Source organism: Streptantibioticus cattleyicolor NRRL 8057 = DSM 46488 (assembly GCF_000240165.1).
Classification (GTDB): Bacteria; Actinomycetota; Actinomycetes; order Streptomycetales; family Streptomycetaceae; genus Streptantibioticus; species Streptantibioticus cattleyicolor.
Window position 1 is genome coordinate 4,649,338 of the sequence record NC_017586.1, and the last position, 19,159, is coordinate 4,668,496.

At 70.8% G+C, this 19,159-nt stretch carries 19 protein-coding genes; 11 read left to right on the plus strand and 8 right to left on the minus strand.

From position 1 onward, the window contains the following. The first annotated feature begins 72 nt into the window (after positions 1 to 72). From SCATT_RS20475 to serA, 4 genes are all read left to right on the plus strand, one after another. Positions 73 to 1,929: an acetolactate synthase large subunit gene (locus SCATT_RS20475; protein WP_014145049.1), complete on the plus strand. Its 1,857-nt coding sequence runs from the start codon at positions 73 to 75 to the stop codon at positions 1,927 to 1,929. A gap of 34 nt (positions 1,930 to 1,963) precedes the next feature. After that, positions 1,964 to 2,491, plus strand: a complete 528-nt coding sequence (gene ilvN, locus SCATT_RS20480; protein ID WP_014145050.1) for an acetolactate synthase small subunit — start codon at positions 1,964 to 1,966, stop codon at positions 2,489 to 2,491. 129 nt (positions 2,492 to 2,620) lie between these two features. Beyond that, positions 2,621 to 3,619 (plus strand): ketol-acid reductoisomerase, encoded by a 999-nt coding sequence (gene ilvC, locus SCATT_RS20485; protein ID WP_014145051.1) that lies wholly within the window; start codon positions 2,621 to 2,623, stop codon positions 3,617 to 3,619. A gap of 244 nt (positions 3,620 to 3,863) precedes the next feature. Next, positions 3,864 to 5,453: a phosphoglycerate dehydrogenase gene (gene serA / locus SCATT_RS20490; RefSeq protein WP_014145052.1), complete on the plus strand. Its 1,590-nt coding sequence runs from the start codon at positions 3,864 to 3,866 to the stop codon at positions 5,451 to 5,453. 67 nt (positions 5,454 to 5,520) lie between these two features. On the opposite strand, the gene SCATT_RS20495 is transcribed toward serA, so the two are convergent. The 3 genes from SCATT_RS20495 to SCATT_RS20505 all read right to left on the minus strand — a co-directional run bounded on the left by SCATT_RS20495 (position 5,521) and on the right by SCATT_RS20505 (position 6,478). Next, complete coding sequence (locus SCATT_RS20495) at positions 5,521 to 5,865, minus strand: DUF1330 domain-containing protein (protein WP_014145053.1); 345 nt, start codon at positions 5,863 to 5,865, stop codon at positions 5,521 to 5,523. A gap of 70 nt (positions 5,866 to 5,935) precedes the next feature. Next, positions 5,936 to 6,139, minus strand: coding sequence for a DUF397 domain-containing protein (locus tag SCATT_RS20500; RefSeq protein ID WP_014145054.1), 204 nt, complete (start codon positions 6,137 to 6,139; stop codon positions 5,936 to 5,938). A gap of 12 nt (positions 6,140 to 6,151) precedes the next feature. Beyond that, on the minus strand, positions 6,152 to 6,478 hold the full coding sequence (locus SCATT_RS20505; protein WP_014145055.1) for a Scr1 family TA system antitoxin-like transcriptional regulator: 327 nt from the start codon (positions 6,476 to 6,478) through the stop codon (positions 6,152 to 6,154). 95 nt (positions 6,479 to 6,573) lie between these two features. On the opposite strand from SCATT_RS20505, the gene SCATT_RS40380 reads away from it, so the two are divergent. Further along, positions 6,574 to 6,708 carry an ATP-binding protein gene (locus tag SCATT_RS40380; protein ID WP_014145056.1) on the plus strand — a complete coding sequence of 45 codons (135 nt, stop codon included), beginning with the start codon at positions 6,574 to 6,576 and terminating at the stop codon, positions 6,706 to 6,708. 68 nt (positions 6,709 to 6,776) lie between these two features. Here the strand turns inward: SCATT_RS40380 and SCATT_RS20515 are convergent, their stop codons facing one another. Beyond that, entirely contained in the window at positions 6,777 to 7,070 is a 294-nt protein-coding gene (locus tag SCATT_RS20515) for a hypothetical protein (protein ID WP_014145057.1), read from the minus strand. A gap of 115 nt (positions 7,071 to 7,185) precedes the next feature. Between SCATT_RS20515 and SCATT_RS20520 the strand changes: the two genes are divergently transcribed. Then, entirely contained in the window at positions 7,186 to 8,532 is a 1,347-nt protein-coding gene (locus SCATT_RS20520; protein WP_014145058.1) for a hypothetical protein, read from the plus strand. Then, the gene (locus SCATT_RS20525) at positions 8,529 to 9,386 is read left to right on the plus strand and encodes a hypothetical protein (protein WP_014145059.1); all 858 of its coding nucleotides are present in this window, start codon (positions 8,529 to 8,531) and stop codon (positions 9,384 to 9,386) included. The genes SCATT_RS20520 and SCATT_RS20525 overlap by 4 nt, the downstream gene beginning before the upstream one ends. On the opposite strand, the gene SCATT_RS20530 is transcribed toward SCATT_RS20525, so the two are convergent. From SCATT_RS20530 to SCATT_RS20545, 4 genes are all read right to left on the minus strand, one after another. Then, on the minus strand, positions 9,380 to 10,015 hold the full coding sequence (locus SCATT_RS20530) for a hypothetical protein (RefSeq protein ID WP_014145060.1): 636 nt from the start codon (positions 10,013 to 10,015) through the stop codon (positions 9,380 to 9,382). The two genes, SCATT_RS20525 and SCATT_RS20530, sit on opposite strands and share 7 nt — an antisense overlap. After that, entirely contained in the window at positions 10,012 to 11,733 is a 1,722-nt protein-coding gene (locus SCATT_RS20535) for an alpha/beta hydrolase (protein ID WP_014145061.1), read from the minus strand. The genes SCATT_RS20530 and SCATT_RS20535 overlap by 4 nt, the downstream gene beginning before the upstream one ends. A 2-nt stretch (positions 11,734 to 11,735) precedes the next feature. After that, on the minus strand, positions 11,736 to 12,062 hold the full coding sequence (locus tag SCATT_RS20540) for a hypothetical protein (protein WP_014145062.1): 327 nt from the start codon (positions 12,060 to 12,062) through the stop codon (positions 11,736 to 11,738). Positions 12,063 to 12,153: 91 nt separating this feature from the next. Next, on the minus strand, positions 12,154 to 13,305 hold the full coding sequence (locus SCATT_RS20545) for a PucR family transcriptional regulator (protein WP_014145063.1): 1,152 nt from the start codon (positions 13,303 to 13,305) through the stop codon (positions 12,154 to 12,156). A 258-nt stretch (positions 13,306 to 13,563) separates the two neighbouring features. On the opposite strand from SCATT_RS20545, the gene SCATT_RS20550 reads away from it, so the two are divergent. The 4 genes from SCATT_RS20550 to SCATT_RS20565 all read left to right on the plus strand — a co-directional run bounded on the left by SCATT_RS20550 (position 13,564) and on the right by SCATT_RS20565 (position 19,156). Beyond that, complete coding sequence (locus SCATT_RS20550) at positions 13,564 to 14,493, plus strand: proline dehydrogenase family protein (RefSeq protein WP_014145064.1); 930 nt, start codon at positions 13,564 to 13,566, stop codon at positions 14,491 to 14,493. 86 nt (positions 14,494 to 14,579) lie between these two features. Next, positions 14,580 to 16,211 (plus strand): L-glutamate gamma-semialdehyde dehydrogenase, encoded by a 1,632-nt coding sequence (gene pruA / locus SCATT_RS20555; RefSeq protein ID WP_014145065.1) that lies wholly within the window; start codon positions 14,580 to 14,582, stop codon positions 16,209 to 16,211. 507 nt (positions 16,212 to 16,718) lie between these two features. Then, positions 16,719 to 17,759 (plus strand): 3-isopropylmalate dehydrogenase, encoded by a 1,041-nt coding sequence (locus SCATT_RS20560; protein ID WP_014145066.1) that lies wholly within the window; start codon positions 16,719 to 16,721, stop codon positions 17,757 to 17,759. 293 nt (positions 17,760 to 18,052) lie between these two features. Next, complete coding sequence (locus SCATT_RS20565) at positions 18,053 to 19,156, plus strand: branched-chain amino acid aminotransferase (protein ID WP_014145067.1); 1,104 nt, start codon at positions 18,053 to 18,055, stop codon at positions 19,154 to 19,156. The last annotated feature ends 3 nt before the right edge of the window (positions 19,157 to 19,159 follow it).

The following is a 19,159-nucleotide window of genomic DNA, read 5'->3' on the forward strand; positions in this document are numbered from 1 at the left end:
TTTTTGTTGCACTGGCACCTCCCGCCCCTCGGCGACCCGAGCCGGGCGGCCTCTTCGAGAAGAGACACGCAGATGACCGAGCAGGCCACTGGGGCCCCTCACCCGCAACCGCGGGCCCGCAGCGCGGCAGCACAGGCACAGCAGCCCGTCACCGAGCACGTGACGGGTGCCCAGTCCCTCATCCGTTCTCTGGAGGAAGTCGGCGCCGACACCGTATTCGGCATTCCGGGCGGGGCGATCCTGCCCGCCTACGACCCGATGTTCGACTCGAAGCGGGTGCGACACATCCTCGTCCGCCACGAGCAGGGGGCCGGCCACGCCGCCACCGGCTACGCCCAGGCCACCGGCAAGGTCGGCGTCTGCATGGCCACCTCCGGCCCCGGCGCCACCAACCTGGTCACCCCGATCGCCGACGCCCACATGGACTCCGTCCCGCTGGTGGCCATCACCGGCCAGGTGGCCTCCAAGTCGATCGGCACCGACGCCTTCCAGGAAGCCGACATCTGCGGCATCACCATGCCGATCACCAAGCACAACTTCCTGGTCACCCGGGCCGAGGACATCCCGCGCACCATCGCCGAGGCGTTCCACATCGCCTCCACCGGCCGCCCCGGCCCGGTGCTGGTGGACATCGCCAAGGACGCCCTCCAGGCGCGGACCGTCTTCTCCTGGCCGCCCCAGCTCGACCTGCCCGGCTACCGCCCGGTCACCAAGCCGCACGCCAAGCAGATCCGCGAGGCCGCCAAGCTGATCACCCAGGCCAAGCGCCCGGTGCTCTACGTCGGCGGCGGGGTGCTCAAGGCGCGGGCCACCGAGGAGTTGCGGATCCTCGCCGAGCTGACCGGCGCCCCCGTGGCCACCACGCTGATGGCGCTCGGCGCCTTCCCCGACAGCCACCCCCAGCACGTCGGCATGCCCGGCATGCACGGCTCGGTCTCCGCGGTCACCGCCATGCAGAAGGCCGACCTGCTGGTCGCCCTCGGCGCCCGCTTCGACGACCGGGTCACCGGCCGCACCGACACCTTCGCCCCCTACGCCAAGGTGGTCCACGCCGACGTCGACCCGGCCGAGATCGGCAAGATCCGCGCCGCCGACGTGCCGATCGTCGGGGACGCCCGCGAGGTCATCGCCGACCTGATCGTCGCCGTCCAGGCCGAGCACGAGGCGGGCCACCGCGGCGACTACGCCGACTGGTGGAAGCAGATCGACTCCTGGCGCAAGACCTACCCGCTCGGCTACGACCTGCCCGAGGACGGCAGCCTCTCCCCGCAGCAGGTCATCGAGCGCATCGGCGAGCTCGCCCCGGAGGGCACCGTCTACGCGGCCGGCGTCGGCCAGCACCAGATGTGGGCCTCCCAGTTCATCGCTTACGAAAAGCCCCACACCTGGCTCAACTCCGGCGGCGCCGGGACGATGGGGTACGCGGTGCCCGCCGCGATGGGCGCCAAGGCCGGCCTGCCCGACGCCACGGTGTGGGCCATCGACGGCGACGGCTGCTTCCAGATGACCAACCAGGAACTGGTCACCTGCGCGCTCAACGGCATCCCGATCAAGGTCGCCGTCATCAACAACGGCGCCCTGGGCATGGTCCGCCAGTGGCAGACGCTCTTCTACAACGAGCGCTACTCCAACACCGTGCTGCACAGCGGCCCCAAGGAGGCCGGCGCCGCCCCCGGCAACGGCACCCGCATCCCCGACTTCGTCAAGCTGGCCGAGGCCATGGGGTGCGTCGGCATCCGCTGCGAGGACCCGGCCGACCTCGACGCGGTGATCGAGAAGGCCAACTCCATCAACGACCGGCCGGTCGTGGTGGACTTCATCTGCCACGAGGACGCCATGGTCTGGCCGATGGTCGCCGCCGGCACCTCCAACGACGAGGTCATGGCCGCCCGCGGGGTGCGCCCCGACTTCGGCGACATGGACGACTGACCACCGGGACCGGAAGGCACGTAAGGAAACGCCAATGTCCAAGCACACGCTCTCCGTCCTGGTGGAGAACAAGCCCGGTGTCCTGGCCCGGATCACCGCGCTCTTCTCCCGCCGCGGCTTCAACATCGACTCGCTCGCCGTCGGCACCACCGAGCACCCCGACATCTCCCGCATCACCATCGTGGTCAACGTCATCGACGAACTGCCGCTGGAACAGGTGACCAAGCAGCTCAACAAGCTGGTCAACGTCCTCAAGATCGTCGAACTGGAGCCCTCCGCCGCCGTCCAGCGCGAACTGGTGCTGGTCAAGGTGCGCGCCGACAACGAGACCCGCTCCCAGATCACCGAGATCGTGCAGCTCTTCCGCGCCAAGACGGTGGACGTCTCCCCGGAGGCGGTCACCGTGGAGGCCACCGGCGGCAGCGACAAACTCGAAGCGCTGCTGCGGATGCTGGAACCCTTCGGCATCAAGGAACTGGTGCAGTCCGGCACGATCGCCATCGGCCGCGGCGCCCGCTCCATCACCGACCGCTCGCTGCGCGCCCTGGACCGCAGCGCCTGACGCCTCCGCGCGCGACGCGCCCGGCGTGCGCCCCGCGTGCGCCGGGCCCGCCCCGGACCACCGACCTCCCCTTCCCGCCACCGTCTACGGTGGAACGCACAACCGCCCAAGCTCAAGGAGAAACCCCAAGTGGCCGAGCTGTTCTACGACGACGACGCCGACCTGTCCATCATCCAGGGCCGCAAGGTCGCGGTTCTCGGTTACGGCAGCCAGGGCCACGCCCACGCGCTGTCGCTGCGTGACTCGGGCGTCGACGTGCGCGTCGGCCTGCCCGAGGGCTCCAAGTCCAAGGTCAAGGCCGAGGAGCAGGGCCTGCGCGTGGTCACCCCGGCCGAAGCCGCCGCCGAGGCCGATGTGATCATGATCCTGGTGCCGGACCCGATCCAGGCCAAGGTCTACGAGGAGTCCGTCAAGGACAACCTCAAGGACGGCGACGCCCTCTTCTTCGGCCACGGCTTCAACATCCGCTTCGACCTGATCAAGCCCCCGGCCGGCGTCGACGTGTGCATGGTCGCCCCCAAGGGCCCGGGCCACCTGGTGCGCCGCCAGTACGAGGAGGGGCGCGGCGTGCCGTGCATCGTCGCCGTCGAGCAGGACGCCAGCGGCGACGCCTTCAAGCTCGCCCTCTCCTACGCCAAGGGCATCGGCGGCACCCGGGCCGGCGTCATCAAGACCACCTTCACCGAGGAGACCGAGACCGACCTCTTCGGCGAGCAGGCGGTGCTCTGCGGCGGCGCCTCCGCGCTGGTCAAGGCGGGCTTCGAGACCCTGGTCGAGGCCGGCTACCAGCCGGAGATCGCCTACTTCGAGTGCCTCCACGAGCTGAAGCTGATCGTGGACCTGATGTACGAGGGCGGCCTGGAGAAGATGCGCTGGTCGGTCTCGGAGACCGCCGAGTGGGGCGACTACGTCACCGGCCCCCGCATCGTCACCGACGCCACCAAGGCCGAGATGAAGAAGGTCCTCGGCGAGATCCAGGACGGCACCTTCGCCCGCAACTGGATCAACGAGTACAACAACGGCCTGCCGAAGTACAACGAGTACAAGAAGGCCGACGGCGACCACCTTCTGGAGACCACCGGCCGCAAGCTCCGCAAGCTGATGAGCTGGGTGGACGACGAGGCGTAAGCGGTCCTCGGAGAGGGCGGCCGGACCCGGCCGCCCTCTCCCGTTCCGGCTTTGTCCATGCCGTACACCCCTTCGAGGGTGATCCTTACGCAACGGCGCAAGGCGAAGCCGCTCCCGCCGATAGACTTCCCCCCAAGCGCGTCAGGCTCACAGCGTCGTGCGTCTTCCACGCGGCATGCCCAATCCCTCCCTCCCTGGAGCGACCGACGGGACCGGCCGCCCACGAAGGACAAGTGAGGACCACGTGAGCAAACCCGTAGTACTCATCGCCGAAGAGCTCTCACCCGCCACCGTCGACGCCCTCGGTCCGGACTTCGAGATCCGCCACTGCAACGGTGCCGACCGGGCCGAACTGCTCCCGGCGATCGCTGACGCCGACGCCGTACTGGTACGCAGCGCCACCAAGGTCGACGCCGAGGCCATCGCCGCCGCCCGCCGGCTGAAGGTGGTCGCCCGCGCCGGGGTGGGCCTGGACAACGTGGACGTCTCCGCCGCCACCAAGGCCGGCGTGATGGTCGTCAACGCCCCCACCTCCAACATCGTCACCGCCGCCGAACTCGCCTGCGGCCTGCTGGTCTCCACCGCCCGCAACATCCCGCAGGCCAACGCGGCGCTGAAGAACGGCGAGTGGAAGCGCAGCAAGTACACCGGCGTCGAGCTGGCCGAGAAGACCCTCGGCGTGGTGGGCCTGGGCCGCATCGGCGTCCTGGTCGCGCAGCGGATGTCCGCCTTCGGCATGAAGATCGTCGCGTACGACCCCTACGTCCAGCCGGCCCGCGCCGCGCAGATGGGCGTCAAGCTGCTCTCCCTGGACGAGCTGCTGCGGGCCGCCGACTTCATCACCGTCCACCTGCCGAAGACCCCCGAGACGCTGGGGCTCATCGGCGACGAGGCGCTGCGCAAGGTCAAGCCGAGCGTGCGCATCGTCAACGCCGCCCGCGGCGGCATCGTGGACGAGGTCGCGCTGGCCGCCGCGCTCAAGGAGGGCCGGGTGGCCGGCGCCGGCCTGGACGTCTTCTCCTCCGAGCCGTGCACCGACTCCCCGCTCTTCGAGTTCGACAACGTGGTGGTCACCCCGCACCTGGGCGCCTCCACCGGCGAGGCCCAGGAGAAGGCGGGCATCGCGGTGGCCAAGTCGGTGCGGCTGGCGCTCGCCGGCGAGCTGGTCCCGGACGCCGTCAACGTCCAGGGCGGCGTGATCGCCGAGGACGTGCGCCCCGGTCTGCCGCTCGCCGAGAAGCTGGGCCGGATCTTCACCGCGCTCGCCGGCGAGGTGGCGGTCCGCCTCGACGTCGAGGTCCGCGGCGAGATCACCCAGCACGACGTCAAGGTCCTCGAACTCTCCACCCTCAAGGGCGTCTTCGAGGACGTGGTGGCCGAGACGGTCTCCTACGTCAACGCCCCGCTCTTCGCCCAGGAACGCGGGGTCGAGGTACGGCTGACCACCAGCTCCGAGTCGCCCGAGCACCGCAACCTGGTCACCGTGCGCGGCACCCTCGCCGACGGCCAGGAGGTCTCCGTCTCCGGCACGCTCAGCGGCCCCAAGCACATCCAGAAGATCGTCGGCGTCGGCGACCACGACATCGAGCTGGCGCTCGCCGACCACATGGCGTTCCTGCGCTACGCCGACCGCCCCGGCGTGGTCGGCACCGTCGGCCGCATCCTCGGCGAGGCCGGGATCAACATCGCCGGCATGCAGGTCTCCCGCACCACCGAGGGCGGCGAGGCGCTGGTGGCGCTCACCGTGGACGGCTCCATCCCGCAGCCGGTGCTCGCCGAGATCGCCGAGGAGATCGGCGCCACCTCGGCCCGCGCGGTCAACCTGGTGGCCTGAGGCCCCCTTTCCGGCAGGCCACGGCCCCGGTCACCCCGTGAGGGGCGGCCGGGGCCGTGGCGTTCTCTCATACGGGGAAGGGCAGCTTGGCGATGGCCTCCTCGGCCCGGTACCCCTCGGGCACCCCCTCCGCCAGGATCACGTCCATCACGATGTTCCGCGTCCGCAACGGCAGGATCTCCTGGTACTCCGGCGACGCGTACCACCGCCGCGCGCTGTCCATGTCCGGGAACCCGATCACGATCAGCCCACCCGGCCACGCCCCCTCCAACACCTCCCGCACCCCGTCATGGATCAGGAACCGCCCCCCGAACCCCTCCAACGTCCCCTCGATCCGCCGCATGTACTCCGCGATCTCCGGGCTCGGGTTGACGGTCTCCCGCACGTAGGCGATGGCGTAGGCGGCGGACATGGGCTGCTCCCGTCGGTTCGGTGTGGCGTGTGTCTCCGACGGTAGGCGCCCGGCCGGGCGGCGGAATCAGTCACGCATCGGTATCACGCGCGTCGAACCTACCGGCCTTGACGGCACGCAGGAACGCCCCGAGGGCGGCGGGGGTGGTGGTGAGTACGGTGTCGGGGGCGTCGCTCTCCCGAAGGAGGACGGCCTCCGGCCGGGGGGCGGATATGCCCAGGCAGTTGGAGGCTTCCTCGCAGTACGAGGAGGTCTGCCAGTCGAACGTGGTCATGGTGAGGCCCCTTCACAGGTCGCGAACGACGGCGTTGACGAACTCCCGGGACGCCTGCGGCTGCAGAGCGCGGGTCTCGTGACGGTCCAGGATCGTCCGGTACTTGTCCAACTGTGCCTCCGCGGTGAGGAACAGTGGTCCCATGGCGGTGTCGAGCTGGACGGTGTCCAACTGGACCACCGGCCCGTGCGCGTACATCACCGTCTGCCCGGCTGCGGGGAAGGCCCCGGCCGCGAACGGGATCACGAGCACGGTGATGTGCTCGTGCTCGCTCATCCGGATGATGTGCTGGAGCCGCCTCCGGGCCACGGCCCGGCCGCTACTCCGCCGGCCCCGCATGGCTGCGCCTGCGATGGGCCGGGCGCCGACTGCGCGTCGGTGTCTGCGACACCAGCCCCGAACTCCCCGCGTTCCCCGACGCCCACTGTGCCCCCGTGGACGCGGACGGCGGGCGCGGACTGCTGCTCGTCCGGTTGTGCGCGGACGACTGGGGAGGGCATGCGATCGGGGACGAGTTGTTCGGGGTCCCGGCGAAGGTGATCTGGTTCGAGTTGGTGCCGGAGTGGTGACGGCAGTCAGTAGACCGGCGATTACGTGTGTCGGATGTCCGTGCGCCCGCGCCCGTAGTCGTTTCCGATCAAGTGATGGGCCCCTTGGGAGGATTGGCCGCGCCGAGCGCTTGGTCGGTGATGCTCATCATGGTGTTGCCGTGCTGGAGGCGCTCGATGAGACCGTCTATGGCGGTCTGGCGTCCCTCGACCACCGCTCGGGTCAGAAAAGCGACGGGGCCCAGAGCTTCGTAGATGCTCTTGCCCACCTCGGTGACCGACGGAGGAGCGGGCGGCCGTACGGGCTTGGGGCTTGCGTCTTTGATCGCGTGGCACAGATTGGCGATTCCCGCATCGTTGATCTTCAGTCGGTCCGTGGCCACGTGTCCCCCTCGCGAATGCGGATCAAATCCGGCCGCCCGGTAAGTTTTTTGTGTGATCGTCCGAACAACTGTAGCCTGCGGACCCTCGTCGTGCGCTGGAGGGGGAGGTCGTACCGTGGGCGGCAGGCCGACGGACTGGGAACTGGTCGGGCGCGATGACGATCCGACGCCGGGGGACCTGGACGTTCTCAAAGACTGGGAGAACTATTTCCGCCGGCGGGCGGATGATGCCGACTTCTGCTTGAGCGCCTTGCGCAAGGTTCAGGGAAACGTGCACACGCTGGATTTGGACGGCTCGTGGCTCACGGCACTGTGGGGCCGGATCGACTACCTCGCGGACGCGTTGCTGCCGGAAAAGGCGGTTCACGAGGGCACGGCCGATGCGTTCAGAACGTTTCGCGGTGCCTTGCAGGACATCCAGCACCAAGCGGACCAGGCGCTCGACCAGGCCCGCGAGGCCCACCGCGACAAGACCGCGGCGACAGTGCGACTGCAAGGGCTCGCTGGACAGTCCGCCGCCAAGCCGTCGGACTCGACGGAAGCCGCCCTACGCAACTCGACGCAGAACGCGATCGACGACGCCGACGGTCGCCTGAGGCGGGCCAAGGGCCAGGTCGACGACGCCGCTTGGCGTTACGGCGTGGCTGCTCAGCAGGTCGTCACGGCCTTGCGGCAATCCGAGGAATCCCTCGGCAGAACGATATTCGCTCCGCCGTCCCCCGACCGGAACACCTCATCGCCGGGACAGCCGAGTTTTCTCCACCGCTTCGCCGACCAAGCCCTCACCGACATCTACGTCCTCGCCGGGATCACAGCCGGCACTCTGCGCGGAGCCGCCGGCATCGGCGAGCAGATCGACCTCATGATGCTCGGCGCCCCGGAACTGCGCGGCCCCGGTGCGGCCTTCGCCCTGGCCGACGGTTCGGCACCCACCGGCTTGGCCGACGCCTACGCGTTCGGGGCGAATCCGTACAAGGGGATCGACTTCGGGGGAGGGAGGCTTGACGACTCCTGGCTGTTCAAGACCTACGACACCGATCCGGCGGTAGTAGGATCGGCCAAGGGTAAAACACTCCGCTCCCCGAATTCCCGGCACACAATCATGGGAGCGAAGAGCGGTCCCGCCAAGGAGAAGAACACCATTATCCTGCCGGGACTCGGTTCCGCGGTGGACGAGGACATTGCCGAGATCGCGGCAGGCCGTGCCAAATGGAACGAGGACGCACAGCGTTACGAGATCAATGGCAGAACCTACGCGGTGGAACCCAGCGGCACTATCATGCCGGGGTCCGGATCGGGCTTCGTGCTGCTGGACCGGGTCGAGTATTCCGCGCTGAAGGAGATCGTGAAGGCGGGTGGCGATCTGGACAAGTGTCAGCAGTTCAAGCACAAGCCGGATTTCGTCGAGAATCCGGAAAAGATCCAGCGGGTTTATGAGCTGTATAGGACGTACTATCCGTGACGTACGACTTGTATATTCCTGAAGCCGATCTGTTCGGTCGGCTCAGTGACTTCCTCTCCCGGATCTTCCATGTCCCGGAGCAGGACGTCCTGGTGTGGGAGGAGTCGGCGATGGACGATCGGAGATGGGAGGCGCTGTCCAGCTCGCTCGTCAACTGCCAACTTGAGGCGGTGCACGGTGACGTGGCGTGGCACTTGTCCGTTTACGGACTGGACTCTGTGACTCCGCAGCCCACCGAGGAAGAACTTTCGGTGGACTTCGCCCGGGAATTCGGCGTGCCGGTGCTGTTCCCGAGCCCGACGCCGTTCCCCAGCGTCTGCCGACTGGCGACTCCCCGGGGTGAGGTCACCAATGTGCGGATCATTGATCCTCAGACTGACGAGGACCCCTTGGTGATCGCCGACGTCGAGATGCCGGTGCCGGAGCTCCCGAAGGCGAAGGTGAGCCGGTTTCCGGAGATCATCAAGGAACTCCGGCTTCCGACCCCCGTCACCGACTCCGCGGCGGAATCACTCGGCCTGCCCGCCGGGGGCGATCCGCGCGACGCCCTGAGACTTCTGCGGGCGTGGGAGCAACTGGCCGTACGGATGGCGGAGGGCTGGCCGCCCAGTGGTTGGTACCCGCCCCGGATGTACGCGGAGGATCTGGGGGCCCGGGACAAGCTGGAGGCGTTGATCCCGAAGCTCCCCGAGGACGAGGCGGCGGTGGTGCGGGGCGCCATGGCCCGTGTCGACGAACGCTACCGCGCCCTCACCGTCGAGGGCTCCCCGGAGGACGTACCCCAGGGCGCCTGGTACTGGCGTCGCCGGCCCGATCCCGTGCCGTGGGGAGAGGACGGGGACGGGGGTTACTGACGGGAGGGGAGGGGGTCGGGGGAGGCCCAGAAGGGGGAGTCTTTGCGGGGGGTGAGGGGGGCGGGGTCGGGTGGGTTGCCGGGGGTGCCGGGGGTGCCCTTGGGGTAGGTCATGGCGGAGGGCTTGACGCAGGGGGAGGAGACGTCGAAGAAGATGTTGCCCTTGTCGCCGACGCCCAGCGACACCGCGAAGCCGTCCGGGGTCTGTGCGTCGATGGCCGGCATGTCTTTGTCGGTGTCCACGCTGACCATCCGGTAGCCCCGTTGTTGCCAGTGGCGCTGGACCAGGCCGAGGAAGGCCCCGCGGCGCTGCGGGGACACCGCGGTGGTGACGTTCCGGCTGCGCTGGACGTTCGTCGTGCCGGTGGGCCGGTTGAGCCCATCACTGCACGCCATCTGCCCCGGCGTGTAATACGCCCAGGAGACTGGGGGTTTGATGGCCCCCAGAGTGTCGTCCAGGATCTCCTCGGCCCGGTTACCGGCCTGCTGCATATCCATCGAGATCCGCTCCTTCGGGGATGCCTTCGGCGCAGTCCGTCCCTCGTCGGCGCATCCGGCCGTCAGTACGGCCAGCAGCACGACCGGAAGGGCGGCGGACAGGGATCGGCGAAGGTGGTGTCTGGTGCTCATCGAGGCTCCGCCGGTTTGATCGCGTCGCCGTGGCCTGTGACGATCTTGGCGATGTTGCGCAATGAGCCCCCATTGTTGTCCGCGTCCGGGCTCGGGTCGAAGTACACGGTATGCGCCGGTAGGTTGCCGTGGAGCAAGCCCGTGAGTCCGGTGTCCTGACCGGGGGCGACGCTGAAGTCACGGGCACCGAAGGCCCGACTCGCCGGGTCGGTTCCGAACCAGAGCTTGTGCTCGCCGAGCCCGTGTCCGGGTACGACGTATTCCAGCGGGTCGGGGGAGGGAAGCTCGGTCACCGGGTCGTTCGCCGCGGCTGCGGCGTAGACGTGTCCGGCGGGTAGCCCGAGGTCCGACGCGCGGTCGACTCCGACGCCCGGACTGCCGACCAGGATCACGTCGTCCGCCGGTAGGCCGCCCGGCTGCTGGCTCGCCTGGCCCACGGTGAGGGACCCGTACGAGTGCCCCAGGGCGGTGATGTGCGGTGCGCCGCTGTCGTGCGTGGCGCGGATCCCTTGGAGGAGCCGGTCGTAGGCCACCGCACCGCGCTGAGCGTCGCCGTCCGACATGACAGCCAGGTCGTCCAGCCCCGCCCCCTGCAACTGTGGGGCGTCATAGCCCAGCCAGGTGATCGAGGCGGTGGAACCGTACTTCTGGGCCATCCGCGCGATGTTGCGCGCCCTCTCCACGTCCGCACTCGCGAAATGCCCATCCAACCTCGTATTCAACCCCGGCACATACGCCGACACGTTCTCCGCCGTGTCCGGGTTGCCGAACGAGACGATGGCGCGGCCGTTGCCCTCGTCGCTGAGGCCGAGGAGGTAGGGGCGGGGGGAGCCGGGGTGGGAGAGGGTTTGCTGGAGGCCTTGGAGGCCGTCGATCTTGGCGCGGAGGGATTCGGCGGTGGAGCCGTCGGCGCTGCTCAGATCAGTTTTGAGTTTGCTCAGCAGGACGGGGAGGTAGGCGCGGTTGGCGGTGTCGCGGTCGGCGGCGGGGATGCCGTCGCGGTTGCCGAGGACGGCGGGGTAGTCGCGCAGGAGGTCCTGGCGCAGGCCGGCGGGGAGCCCCTGCCCCCAGGTGGTGACGTCCTTGGGCGCCGCGTGGGCATCGGGCATGCCGATGTCGGCGAGGACGTCGTCGCGGAGTTCGCGCGCGGAGGAGAGTTCGAGGACCCCGGCGCCCCAGCCGCCGCGGCGGCAGCGTTCGGCGGCCTCGGTGAGCAGGCGGAGGGTGTCGACGCAGGCGGTGTCGGCGGCGTCGGCGTCCTTGAGCACCGCGGCGATGCCCTGCGCCAGGTCGCCGACGTTCTGCGCCCGGACCCGTTCCAACTGGCCCAGCGTGGAAGGCGACATGACGTCGGTGTGGATCTCGGGGGCCGACACCGAGCCGTCGTCGTGCACCGTGAAGCCGGCCTCGTGGGCCTCGCCGAGCAGGCGCTCGAGGCGGCCCTGGTGGGCGAGGAGGATCTCGGCGGCGGCGGTCAGGGCGGTGGCCACCGCCTGGAGTTCCTGGCCGGCGGCGAGCAGGTCGGACTGGGTCCGGCCCAGCCGGTCGGCGGCGCTCTCGGCGCCCAGGCCCTGGTTCCACGCCTCCGCGACGCGGCGTTGGAGGTGGGTGCCGCAGTCCTTGGCGTGGCCGGCGAAGCGGCCGGCGAGACGGTCCCAGGCGTGGGCGGCGTCGAGGAGGAGCTGCGGCCTGGCGTCCCGCAGGGTGGAGACCCGCATCGTCAACGCCCGTCCACCGTCAGGCCGGCGAAGTCGTGTCCGCGCCGCTGGTCCTCCTGGTGATAGGCGCAGGCCGCGTCGGCCAGGGCGTCACCGGTCGCCGCGACCAGGTCGGAGAGCGAACGCAGCGCGGCGGACCAGGCGTCGCCGCAGTCGCGCAGGGCCCGGGCGCTCTGCCAGCCGGCGAGCCCGTCGACCGCCGAATCGGTCGGTCCGTGGACGGACTTGGCGTCCTCGTGCACCGCCTGGGCCACGTCGTGCGCCGCGTCCCCCGCCGCGCGTACCAGACCGGGCTCGATCCGGAAACCTCCGGACGGCCCCCCCCACACCGGTCGTCACCGACACGCGATCCCCCCTGTGTTCCTCCGGTCGCGTCCAGGGACCACAGGGTAGCGGTAGGGCGTCACCGCCGTGGCGGCGTCACAACCGCGCCGACTTCAGCGCCATGTGCAGCAGCAGGCGGTCCTCGCCGTTGTCGAGGTCGAGGCCGGTGAGGCGTTCGACGCGGGAGAGGCGGTAGTAGAGGGTCTGGCGGTGGATGGCGAGGGCGGCGGCGGCGCGGCCGGCCTGGCCGGCGCAGTCGAGGAAGACCTCGGCGGTGTGGGCGAGTTCGGCGTGGCCGGGGGTGAGCAGGGGGAGCAGGGCGGGGTCGGTGGCCGGGGGGAGGGCGGTGAGCAGGCGGTAGGGGCCGATGTCGCGCCAGTGGGCGACCGGGCCGAGCCGGGGTTCGGCGCGGGCGGCGCGGGCCGCGCCGGCCGCCTCCCGCCAGGCGGCCTGGAGGTCGCCGAGGCCGGAACGCGGGTCGCTCACCCCGGCCGCCGGGCCGGCCGTGCGGGCCGATTCCAGCAGCCGGACGGCGGCGGCGCGGGCCGGCGCCGGCACGTCCGCGGAACGCAGCCGGATCAACGCGGCCAGCCCGCCCGACGGCACCGCGCACAGCGCCGCCGCGGCCGGCACCGTCCGCACCGCCGGCAGCAGATCACCCTCGTCGTCGGCGCCCGGGCTCTCCCACGGCGCCACGCACACCAGCGAGAACGCGCCGTCGGCCGCCCGGCCCAGCGCCGCCCGCAGTGCGCCCTGCGCCTCCTCCCGGCGTTCCCGCGAACCGGTCAGCAGCGCCAGCAGTTCCCGCCCGAGGTCGGCGCCGGCCCGGGCCTCCCGTGCCAGCAGCGTGCCGATCCGGGTCACCACGCCCATGGCCGGGCCGAGCTGGCCGGGGTCGGGGACGTCGTCGTCGAGCAGCCACACGTACCCGTAGACCACGCCGCGGTGGCGGACCGGCAGGCAGATCCGGCCGCGGATGCCGGCCCGCGGGTCGGCCGGGATGCGTACCGGGTCGTGCGCGTGGGCGATGCCGAACGACTCGAACCAGGAACGCACCTCGGTGGTCGAACGGCGGGTCAGGATCGAACGGGTGCGGATCGGGTCCATCGCGCCCGCGTCGCTCTCGTGGGCGCAGAAGGCGATCAGCCGGAAGTCGCGGTCCTCCAGCGTCGCGGGGGCGCCGACCAGCGCCGAGACCTCGTCGACGAGTGCCTGGTAGTCGCCGTATTCCCGGTGGTCGCCGCGCATGCGCACATTGTCCCTCATACACATGTCTGAAGGGACGGCTCCGGGGTCGTGACACCTGTCCATGGTCCGCCGGGCGGAGGGATCCTAGATTCACCGGTGGAGCCACCTGTTCCGCCGCACGACGGCCGGCGCCGCGGACCGCACCCACCGGGAGGCCGCGACGCCGTGCCAGCCACGCCGGCCGCGTACGGACCCCGGTCCGGGGACGCGCGCGCAGGGCCCCGACGCCATCTGCCGACCGCACCTTGGAGGAGCCCCGTGCTGGGTCCCGTGCTGCTCGCCGCCTCGCGCAGCGACCGTATGCGCCGTATCGTCGCGGCTGCCCCCGTCACCCGGCCGGTCGTGGACCGCTTCATCGCCGGCGACGACCTGCGCGGCGCGCTGTCCACCGTCCGCTCCCTCACCTCCGACGGCCTGGAGGTGACCTTGGACCACCTCGGCGAGGACGTCACCGACCGGGCCACCGCCAACGCCACCCGCGACGCCTACCTGCGGCTGCTGGACGCGCTCGCCGCCGAGGGGCTCGGCAAGCGCGCCGAGGTGTCGGTGAAGCTCTCCGCGTTCGGCCAGGCGCTGCCGGTCGGCGGCCACGACATCGCGCTGGAGAACGTCCGCCAGGTCGCCGAGGCGGCCACCGCCGCGGGCACCACGGTCACCCTCGACATGGAGGACCACACCACCGTCGACTCGACCCTGGCGATCCTGGACGACCTGCGCAAGGAGCACCCCGGCACCGGTGCCGTGGTCCAGTCCTACCTGTTCCGCACCGAGGACGACTGCCGCCGGCTGGCCGCCCCGGGCTCCCGGGTCCGGCTGGTCAAGGGCGCCTACAAGGAGCCCGCCTCCGTCGCCCACCAGGACAAGCGCGAGGTCGACCGGGCCTACGTGCGCTGCCTGAAGATCCTGATGAACGGCGCCGGGTACCCGATGATCGGCTCGCACGACCCGCGCATGATCGCCATCGCCCAGGACCTGGCCACCCGGGCCGGCCGCGCCCACGGCGACTACGAGTTCCAGATGCTGTACGGCATCCGGACCGCCGAGCAGCGCCGCCTGGCGGACGAAGGCGAGCGTATGCGCATTTACGTGCCGTACGGCGCAGACTGGTACGGGTACTTCATGCGCCGCCTCGCCGAGCGCCCGGCCAACCTCGCGTTCTTCCTGCGCTCGTTCGTCCCCGGCGCCTGAGCCCCCGGCGCCTGAGCCCCGGGCGCCCACCCGCCTCCCCACCGGAACCACCCGCAACCCGTAACCCACGAAGGAGACCCCTTCCCATGGACGCCGTGACCCAGGTACCCGCCCCGGTCAACGAGCCGGTGCACTCCTACGCCCCGGGGAGCCCGGAGCGGGCCCGGCTGGAGGCCAAGCTCAAGGAGCTGAGCGAGAACCCCGTCGACCTGCCGATGACCATCGGCGGCGTCAAGCGGATGGGCGGCGGCGAGCCGTTCGACGTCGTACAGCCGCACAACCACCGCTCGGTGCTGGGCACCTTCCGCCACGCCACCACCGACGACGCCAAGGACGCGGTCGAGGCCGCGCTGGCCGCCGCCCCCGCGTGGCGCGCGATGTCCTTCGACGACCGGGCCGCGATCATCCTGCGCGCCGCCGAGCTGCTGGCCGGCCCGTGGCGGGAGACGGTGGCCGCCGCCACCATGCTGGGCCAGTCCAAGACCGTCCAGCAGGCCGAGATCGACACCCCCTGCGAGCTGGTCGACTTCTGGCGCTTCAACGTCCACTACGCCCGGCAGATCCTCGCCGAGCAGCCGCCGGCCAACTCGCCCGGCGTGTGGAACCGCCTCGACCACCGGCCGCTGGAGGGGTTCGTCTACGCGATCACGCCCTTCAACTTCTCCGCGATCGCCGGCAACCTGCCGACCGCGCCCGCGCTGATGGGCAACGTCGTGGTGTGGAAGCCCTCGCCGACCCAGACCTTCGCCGCCGTCAAGCTGATGGAGCTGCTGGAGGAGGCCGGGCTGCCCAAGGGCGTGATCAACCTGGTCACCGGGGACGGCGTCGCCGTCTCCGAGGTGGCGCTCAACCACCCGGAGCTGGCCGGCATCCACTTCACCGGCTCCACCAGGACCTTCCAGTACCTGTGGAAGACGGTCGCCGCCAACATCGAGACCTACCGCTCCTACCCGCGGCTGGTCGGCGAGACCGGCGGCAAGGACTTCGTGGTCGCCCACCCCTCCGCCGACCCGGCGGTGCTCAAGACCGCGCTGACCCGCGGTGCCTTCGAGTACCAGGGCCAGAAGTGCTCGGCCACCTCCCGCGCCTACATCCCGCGCTCCATCTGGGAGAACGGCTTCAAGGAGGAGTTCGCCGCCGAGGTCGACGCCATCGCCATGGGTGACGTCACCGACCTGGACAACTTCATCGGCGCCGTCATCGACGAGCGGGCCTTCGCCAAGAACAAGGCGGCGATCGACCGCGCCAAGGCCGACCCCACCTGCGAGATCGTGGCCGGCGGCACCTACGACGACACCGTGGGCTACTTCGTCCGCCCGACCGTCCTCACCTGCTCCGACCCGGACAGCGAGTTCTTCCGCGACGAGTACTTCGGCCCGGTGCTCGCCGTCCACGTCTACGAGGACGACGACTACGAGGAGATGCTGCGCCAGATGGAGTCCGTCTCGGCGTACGCGCTCACCGGCTCGGTGATCGCCCGCGACCGGGCCGCCGCCGCGCACACCATGGAGGTGCTGCGGTTCGCCGCCGGCAACTTCTACATCAACGACAAGTCCACCGGTGCCGTGGTCGGCCAGCAGCCGTTCGGCGGCGGCCGGGCCTCCGGCACCAACGACAAGGCCGGTGCCGCCCAGAACCTGACGCGCTGGACCTCCACCCGCGCCATCAAGGAATCCCTGGTCCCGCCGACCGACTACCGCTACCCGCACATGGGCTGACCGCCCGCCCGCCAACGGCGCGGCCCCCCGGCACAACGGCGTGCCGGGGGGCCGTCGCGTTCCCGGCGGGGCCGTCTCAGATAGTAGGACGTCCGAGTAATCGGGGAGACAGGACGGCCGGCGCGGCCTAGCGTGGTAGGAGCCGAACGTCTCGCTCGATCCAGCGAACGGCGGATGAGAGCCGGTGCCTTGACGCAGGTCACCCCTGCCGCACCCGCCCCCCGCCCCTTCCGGCGCACCGCAACCCCTCACCTTCCACCTGGTTGGAGTGCACCATGGATGAGACCGCCCGCAAGAACGCCGCCGAAGCCCTCCAGCGCGCCCTCGACCGCCGGGACAACGGCGGGGTCACCGGCCACGAACGGCGCTGACCCCACCGTCCCCGCCGGGACGGCACCCGGGGCCGCGCGACGGTCCCGGGCGTGCCCCGGCCCGCTGACGGGCGACTGGTGTCCGCCATACGGACACCATGTGTCAGGAGCTGGGACGAGGCGTAGAGTGCCCGTCATGTCTCGCAGCATCGACCTCGCAGTGATCCCCGGCGACGGAATCGGCCAGGAAGTCGTGGCGGAAGGGCTCAAGGTCCTCCGCGCGGTACTCGACGAGGACGTGAAGCTGGAGACCACCGAGTACGACTTCGGCGCCCGCCGCTACCACGCCACCGGTGACACCCTCACCGACGCCGACCTCGCAGCCCTCAAGGGCCACGACGCCATCCTGCTCGGCGCCATCGGCGACCCGTCGGTGCCCTCCGGCGTCCTGGAGCGCGGGTTCCTGCTCAAGCTGCGGTTCGCCTTCGACCACTACGTCAACCTGCGCCCCGGCAAGCTCTTCCCCAACGTGGCCTCCCCGCTGGCCGGTTCCCCGCGGATCGACTTCGTGGTGGTCCGCGAGGGCACCGAGGGCCCCTACACCGGCAACGGCGGCTCGCTGCGCACCGGCACCCCGCACGAGGTGGCCACCGAGGTGAGCGTCAACACCGCGTACGGCATCGAGCGCGTGGTGCGCGACGCCTACGCCCGGGCCCAGGCGCGCCCCCGCAAGAAGCTCACCCTGGTGCACAAGAACAACGTGCTGGTCCACGCCGGCCACCTGTGGAAGTCGGTCTTCGACCGGGTCGGCCGCGAGTTCCCCGAGGTGACCACCGACTACCTGCACGTCGACGCGGCCACCATCTTCTTCGTCACCCAGCCCGAGCGCTTCGACGTGATCGTCACCGACAACCTCTTCGGTGACATCCTCACCGACCTGGCCGCCGCCGTCACCGGTGGCATCGGCCTGGCCGCGAGCGGCAACATCAACCCGGCCGGCGAGTTCCCCTCCATGTTCGAGCCGGTGCACGGCTCGGCGCCGGACATCGCCGGCCAGGGCAAGGCCGACCCGACCGCCACCGTGCTGTCGGTGGCGCTCCTGCTGGACCACCTCGGCCACCGCGAGCAGGCGGCGCGCGTCGAGGAGGCGGTCGCCGCCGACCTGGCCGGCCGCACCGGCGAGCCGCGCACCACCGCCGAGATCGGCGACGCGCTGGCCGCCCGAGTATCCGGCTGACCGCCGGGTACCCCCGCCGGACCCGCCGTCGCGGGCCGCCCCTGCCGATCCCCCCTCGCGCAGGGACGCCCGCGGCGGCGCCCTCCGGCCCGCACCGCACAGCCGGCCCGGACGGTCAGTGACCCGGTACGCCATCACGGCTGCCGCCCGACGCCAGGTTCCTTCCCCCGCCCGGCATCGGCGATAATCGAACCCAGGGCCGCATTACCGCACGGGGATACTCGGACGTCCTACGAACGCCGCGAGGCGAGATAAGCGGTCCGCCACGACCTCACGGTGAAGGACACGCAACCATGACGACGCCCAGGATCGAGCTCAAGCCCACCACCCAGCCCCTGTCCGACGCCGAGCGGGCGAAGATCCTCGCCAACCCCGGCTTCGGCCGCCACTTCACCGACCACATGGTCACCGTCAAGTGGACCGAGGGGCGCGGCTGGCACGACGCGGAGCTGGTCCCGTACGCGCCGCTGGCCCTCGACCCGGCCAACATGACGCTCCACTACGCCCAGGCGATCTTCGAAGGTCTCAAGGCGTACCGGCAGCCGGACGGCAGCGTGGCCACCTTCCGCCCGGAGGCCAACGCCGAGCGGTTCCAGGCGTCGGCGCGCCGGCTGGCCATGCCGGAGCTGCGCGCCGAGCTGTTCGTCGCCGCCTGCGACGCGCTGGTCAACCAGGACAAGGCGTGGGTGCCCAGCGAGGGTGAACAGTCGCTCTACCTGCGGCCGTTCATGTTCGCCACCGAGGTCGGCCTCGGGGTGCGGCCGGCCAACGCGTACCTCTTCATCGTCATCGCCTCCCCGGCCGGCGCCTACTTCCCCGGTGGCGTCAAGCCGGTCTCGGTCTGGCTGTCGGAGGAGTACGTGCGGGCCGCGCCCGGCGGCACCGGCGCCGCCAAGTGCGCGGGCAACTACGCCGCTTCGCTGGTCGCCCAGGCCCAGGCCGCCGAGCACGGCTGCGACCAGGTGGTCTGGCTGGACGCCATCGAGCGCCGCTGGATCGAGGAGATGGGCGGCATGAACCTGTACTTCGTGTACGGGGGCCGGGACGGCGCCAAGGCGCGCATCGTCACCCCGGAGCTGTCCGGCTCGCTGCTGCCCGGCATCACCCGGCGCTCGCTGCTGACCATCGCCGAGGACCTGGGCTACGAGGTGTCCGAGGGCCGGATCTCGGTGGACGACTGGAAGAACGGCAACGCCGACGGCACGCTGACCGAGGTCTTCGCCTGCGGCACCGCCGCCGTCATCACCCCGGTCGGCTCGGTCAAGTCCACCCGCGCCGACTGGACGGTGGGCGACGGGGAGCCGGGCGCGGTCACCATGGAGCTGCGCAAGGCGCTGCTGGACATCCAGACCGGCGCCGCCCCCGACACGCACGGCTGGATGCACAAGCTCGCCTGACGC

Bases quoted from the DNA above. Each gene is read 5' to 3' on its own strand.
- SCATT_RS20505 (WP_014145055.1), bottom strand. From the start codon at position 6,478: ATGCGGGGCCGGCGGAGTAGCGGCCGGGCCGTGGCCCGGAGGCGGCTC.
- pruA (WP_014145065.1), top strand. From the start codon at position 14,580: ATGGACGCCGTGACCCAGGTACCCGCCCCGGTCAACGAGCCGGTGCAC.
- SCATT_RS20495 (WP_014145053.1), bottom strand. From the start codon at position 5,865: ATGTCCGCCGCCTACGCCATCGCCTACGTGCGGGAGACCGTCAACCCG.
- ilvN (WP_014145050.1), top strand. From the start codon at position 1,964: ATGTCCAAGCACACGCTCTCCGTCCTGGTGGAGAACAAGCCCGGTGTC.
- SCATT_RS20530 (WP_014145060.1), bottom strand. From the start codon at position 10,015: ATGAGCACCAGACACCACCTTCGCCGATCCCTGTCCGCCGCCCTTCCG.
- SCATT_RS20545 (WP_014145063.1), bottom strand. From the start codon at position 13,305: ATGCGCGGCGACCACCGGGAATACGGCGACTACCAGGCACTCGTCGAC.
- SCATT_RS20500 (WP_014145054.1), bottom strand. From the start codon at position 6,139: ATGACCACGTTCGACTGGCAGACCTCCTCGTACTGCGAGGAAGCCTCC.
- SCATT_RS20475 (WP_014145049.1), top strand. From the start codon at position 73: ATGACCGAGCAGGCCACTGGGGCCCCTCACCCGCAACCGCGGGCCCGC.
- SCATT_RS20565 (WP_014145067.1), top strand. From the start codon at position 18,053: ATGACGACGCCCAGGATCGAGCTCAAGCCCACCACCCAGCCCCTGTCC.
- SCATT_RS20535 (WP_014145061.1), bottom strand. From the start codon at position 11,733: ATGCGGGTCTCCACCCTGCGGGACGCCAGGCCGCAGCTCCTCCTCGAC.
- SCATT_RS20560 (WP_014145066.1), top strand. From the start codon at position 16,719: ATGTCTCGCAGCATCGACCTCGCAGTGATCCCCGGCGACGGAATCGGC.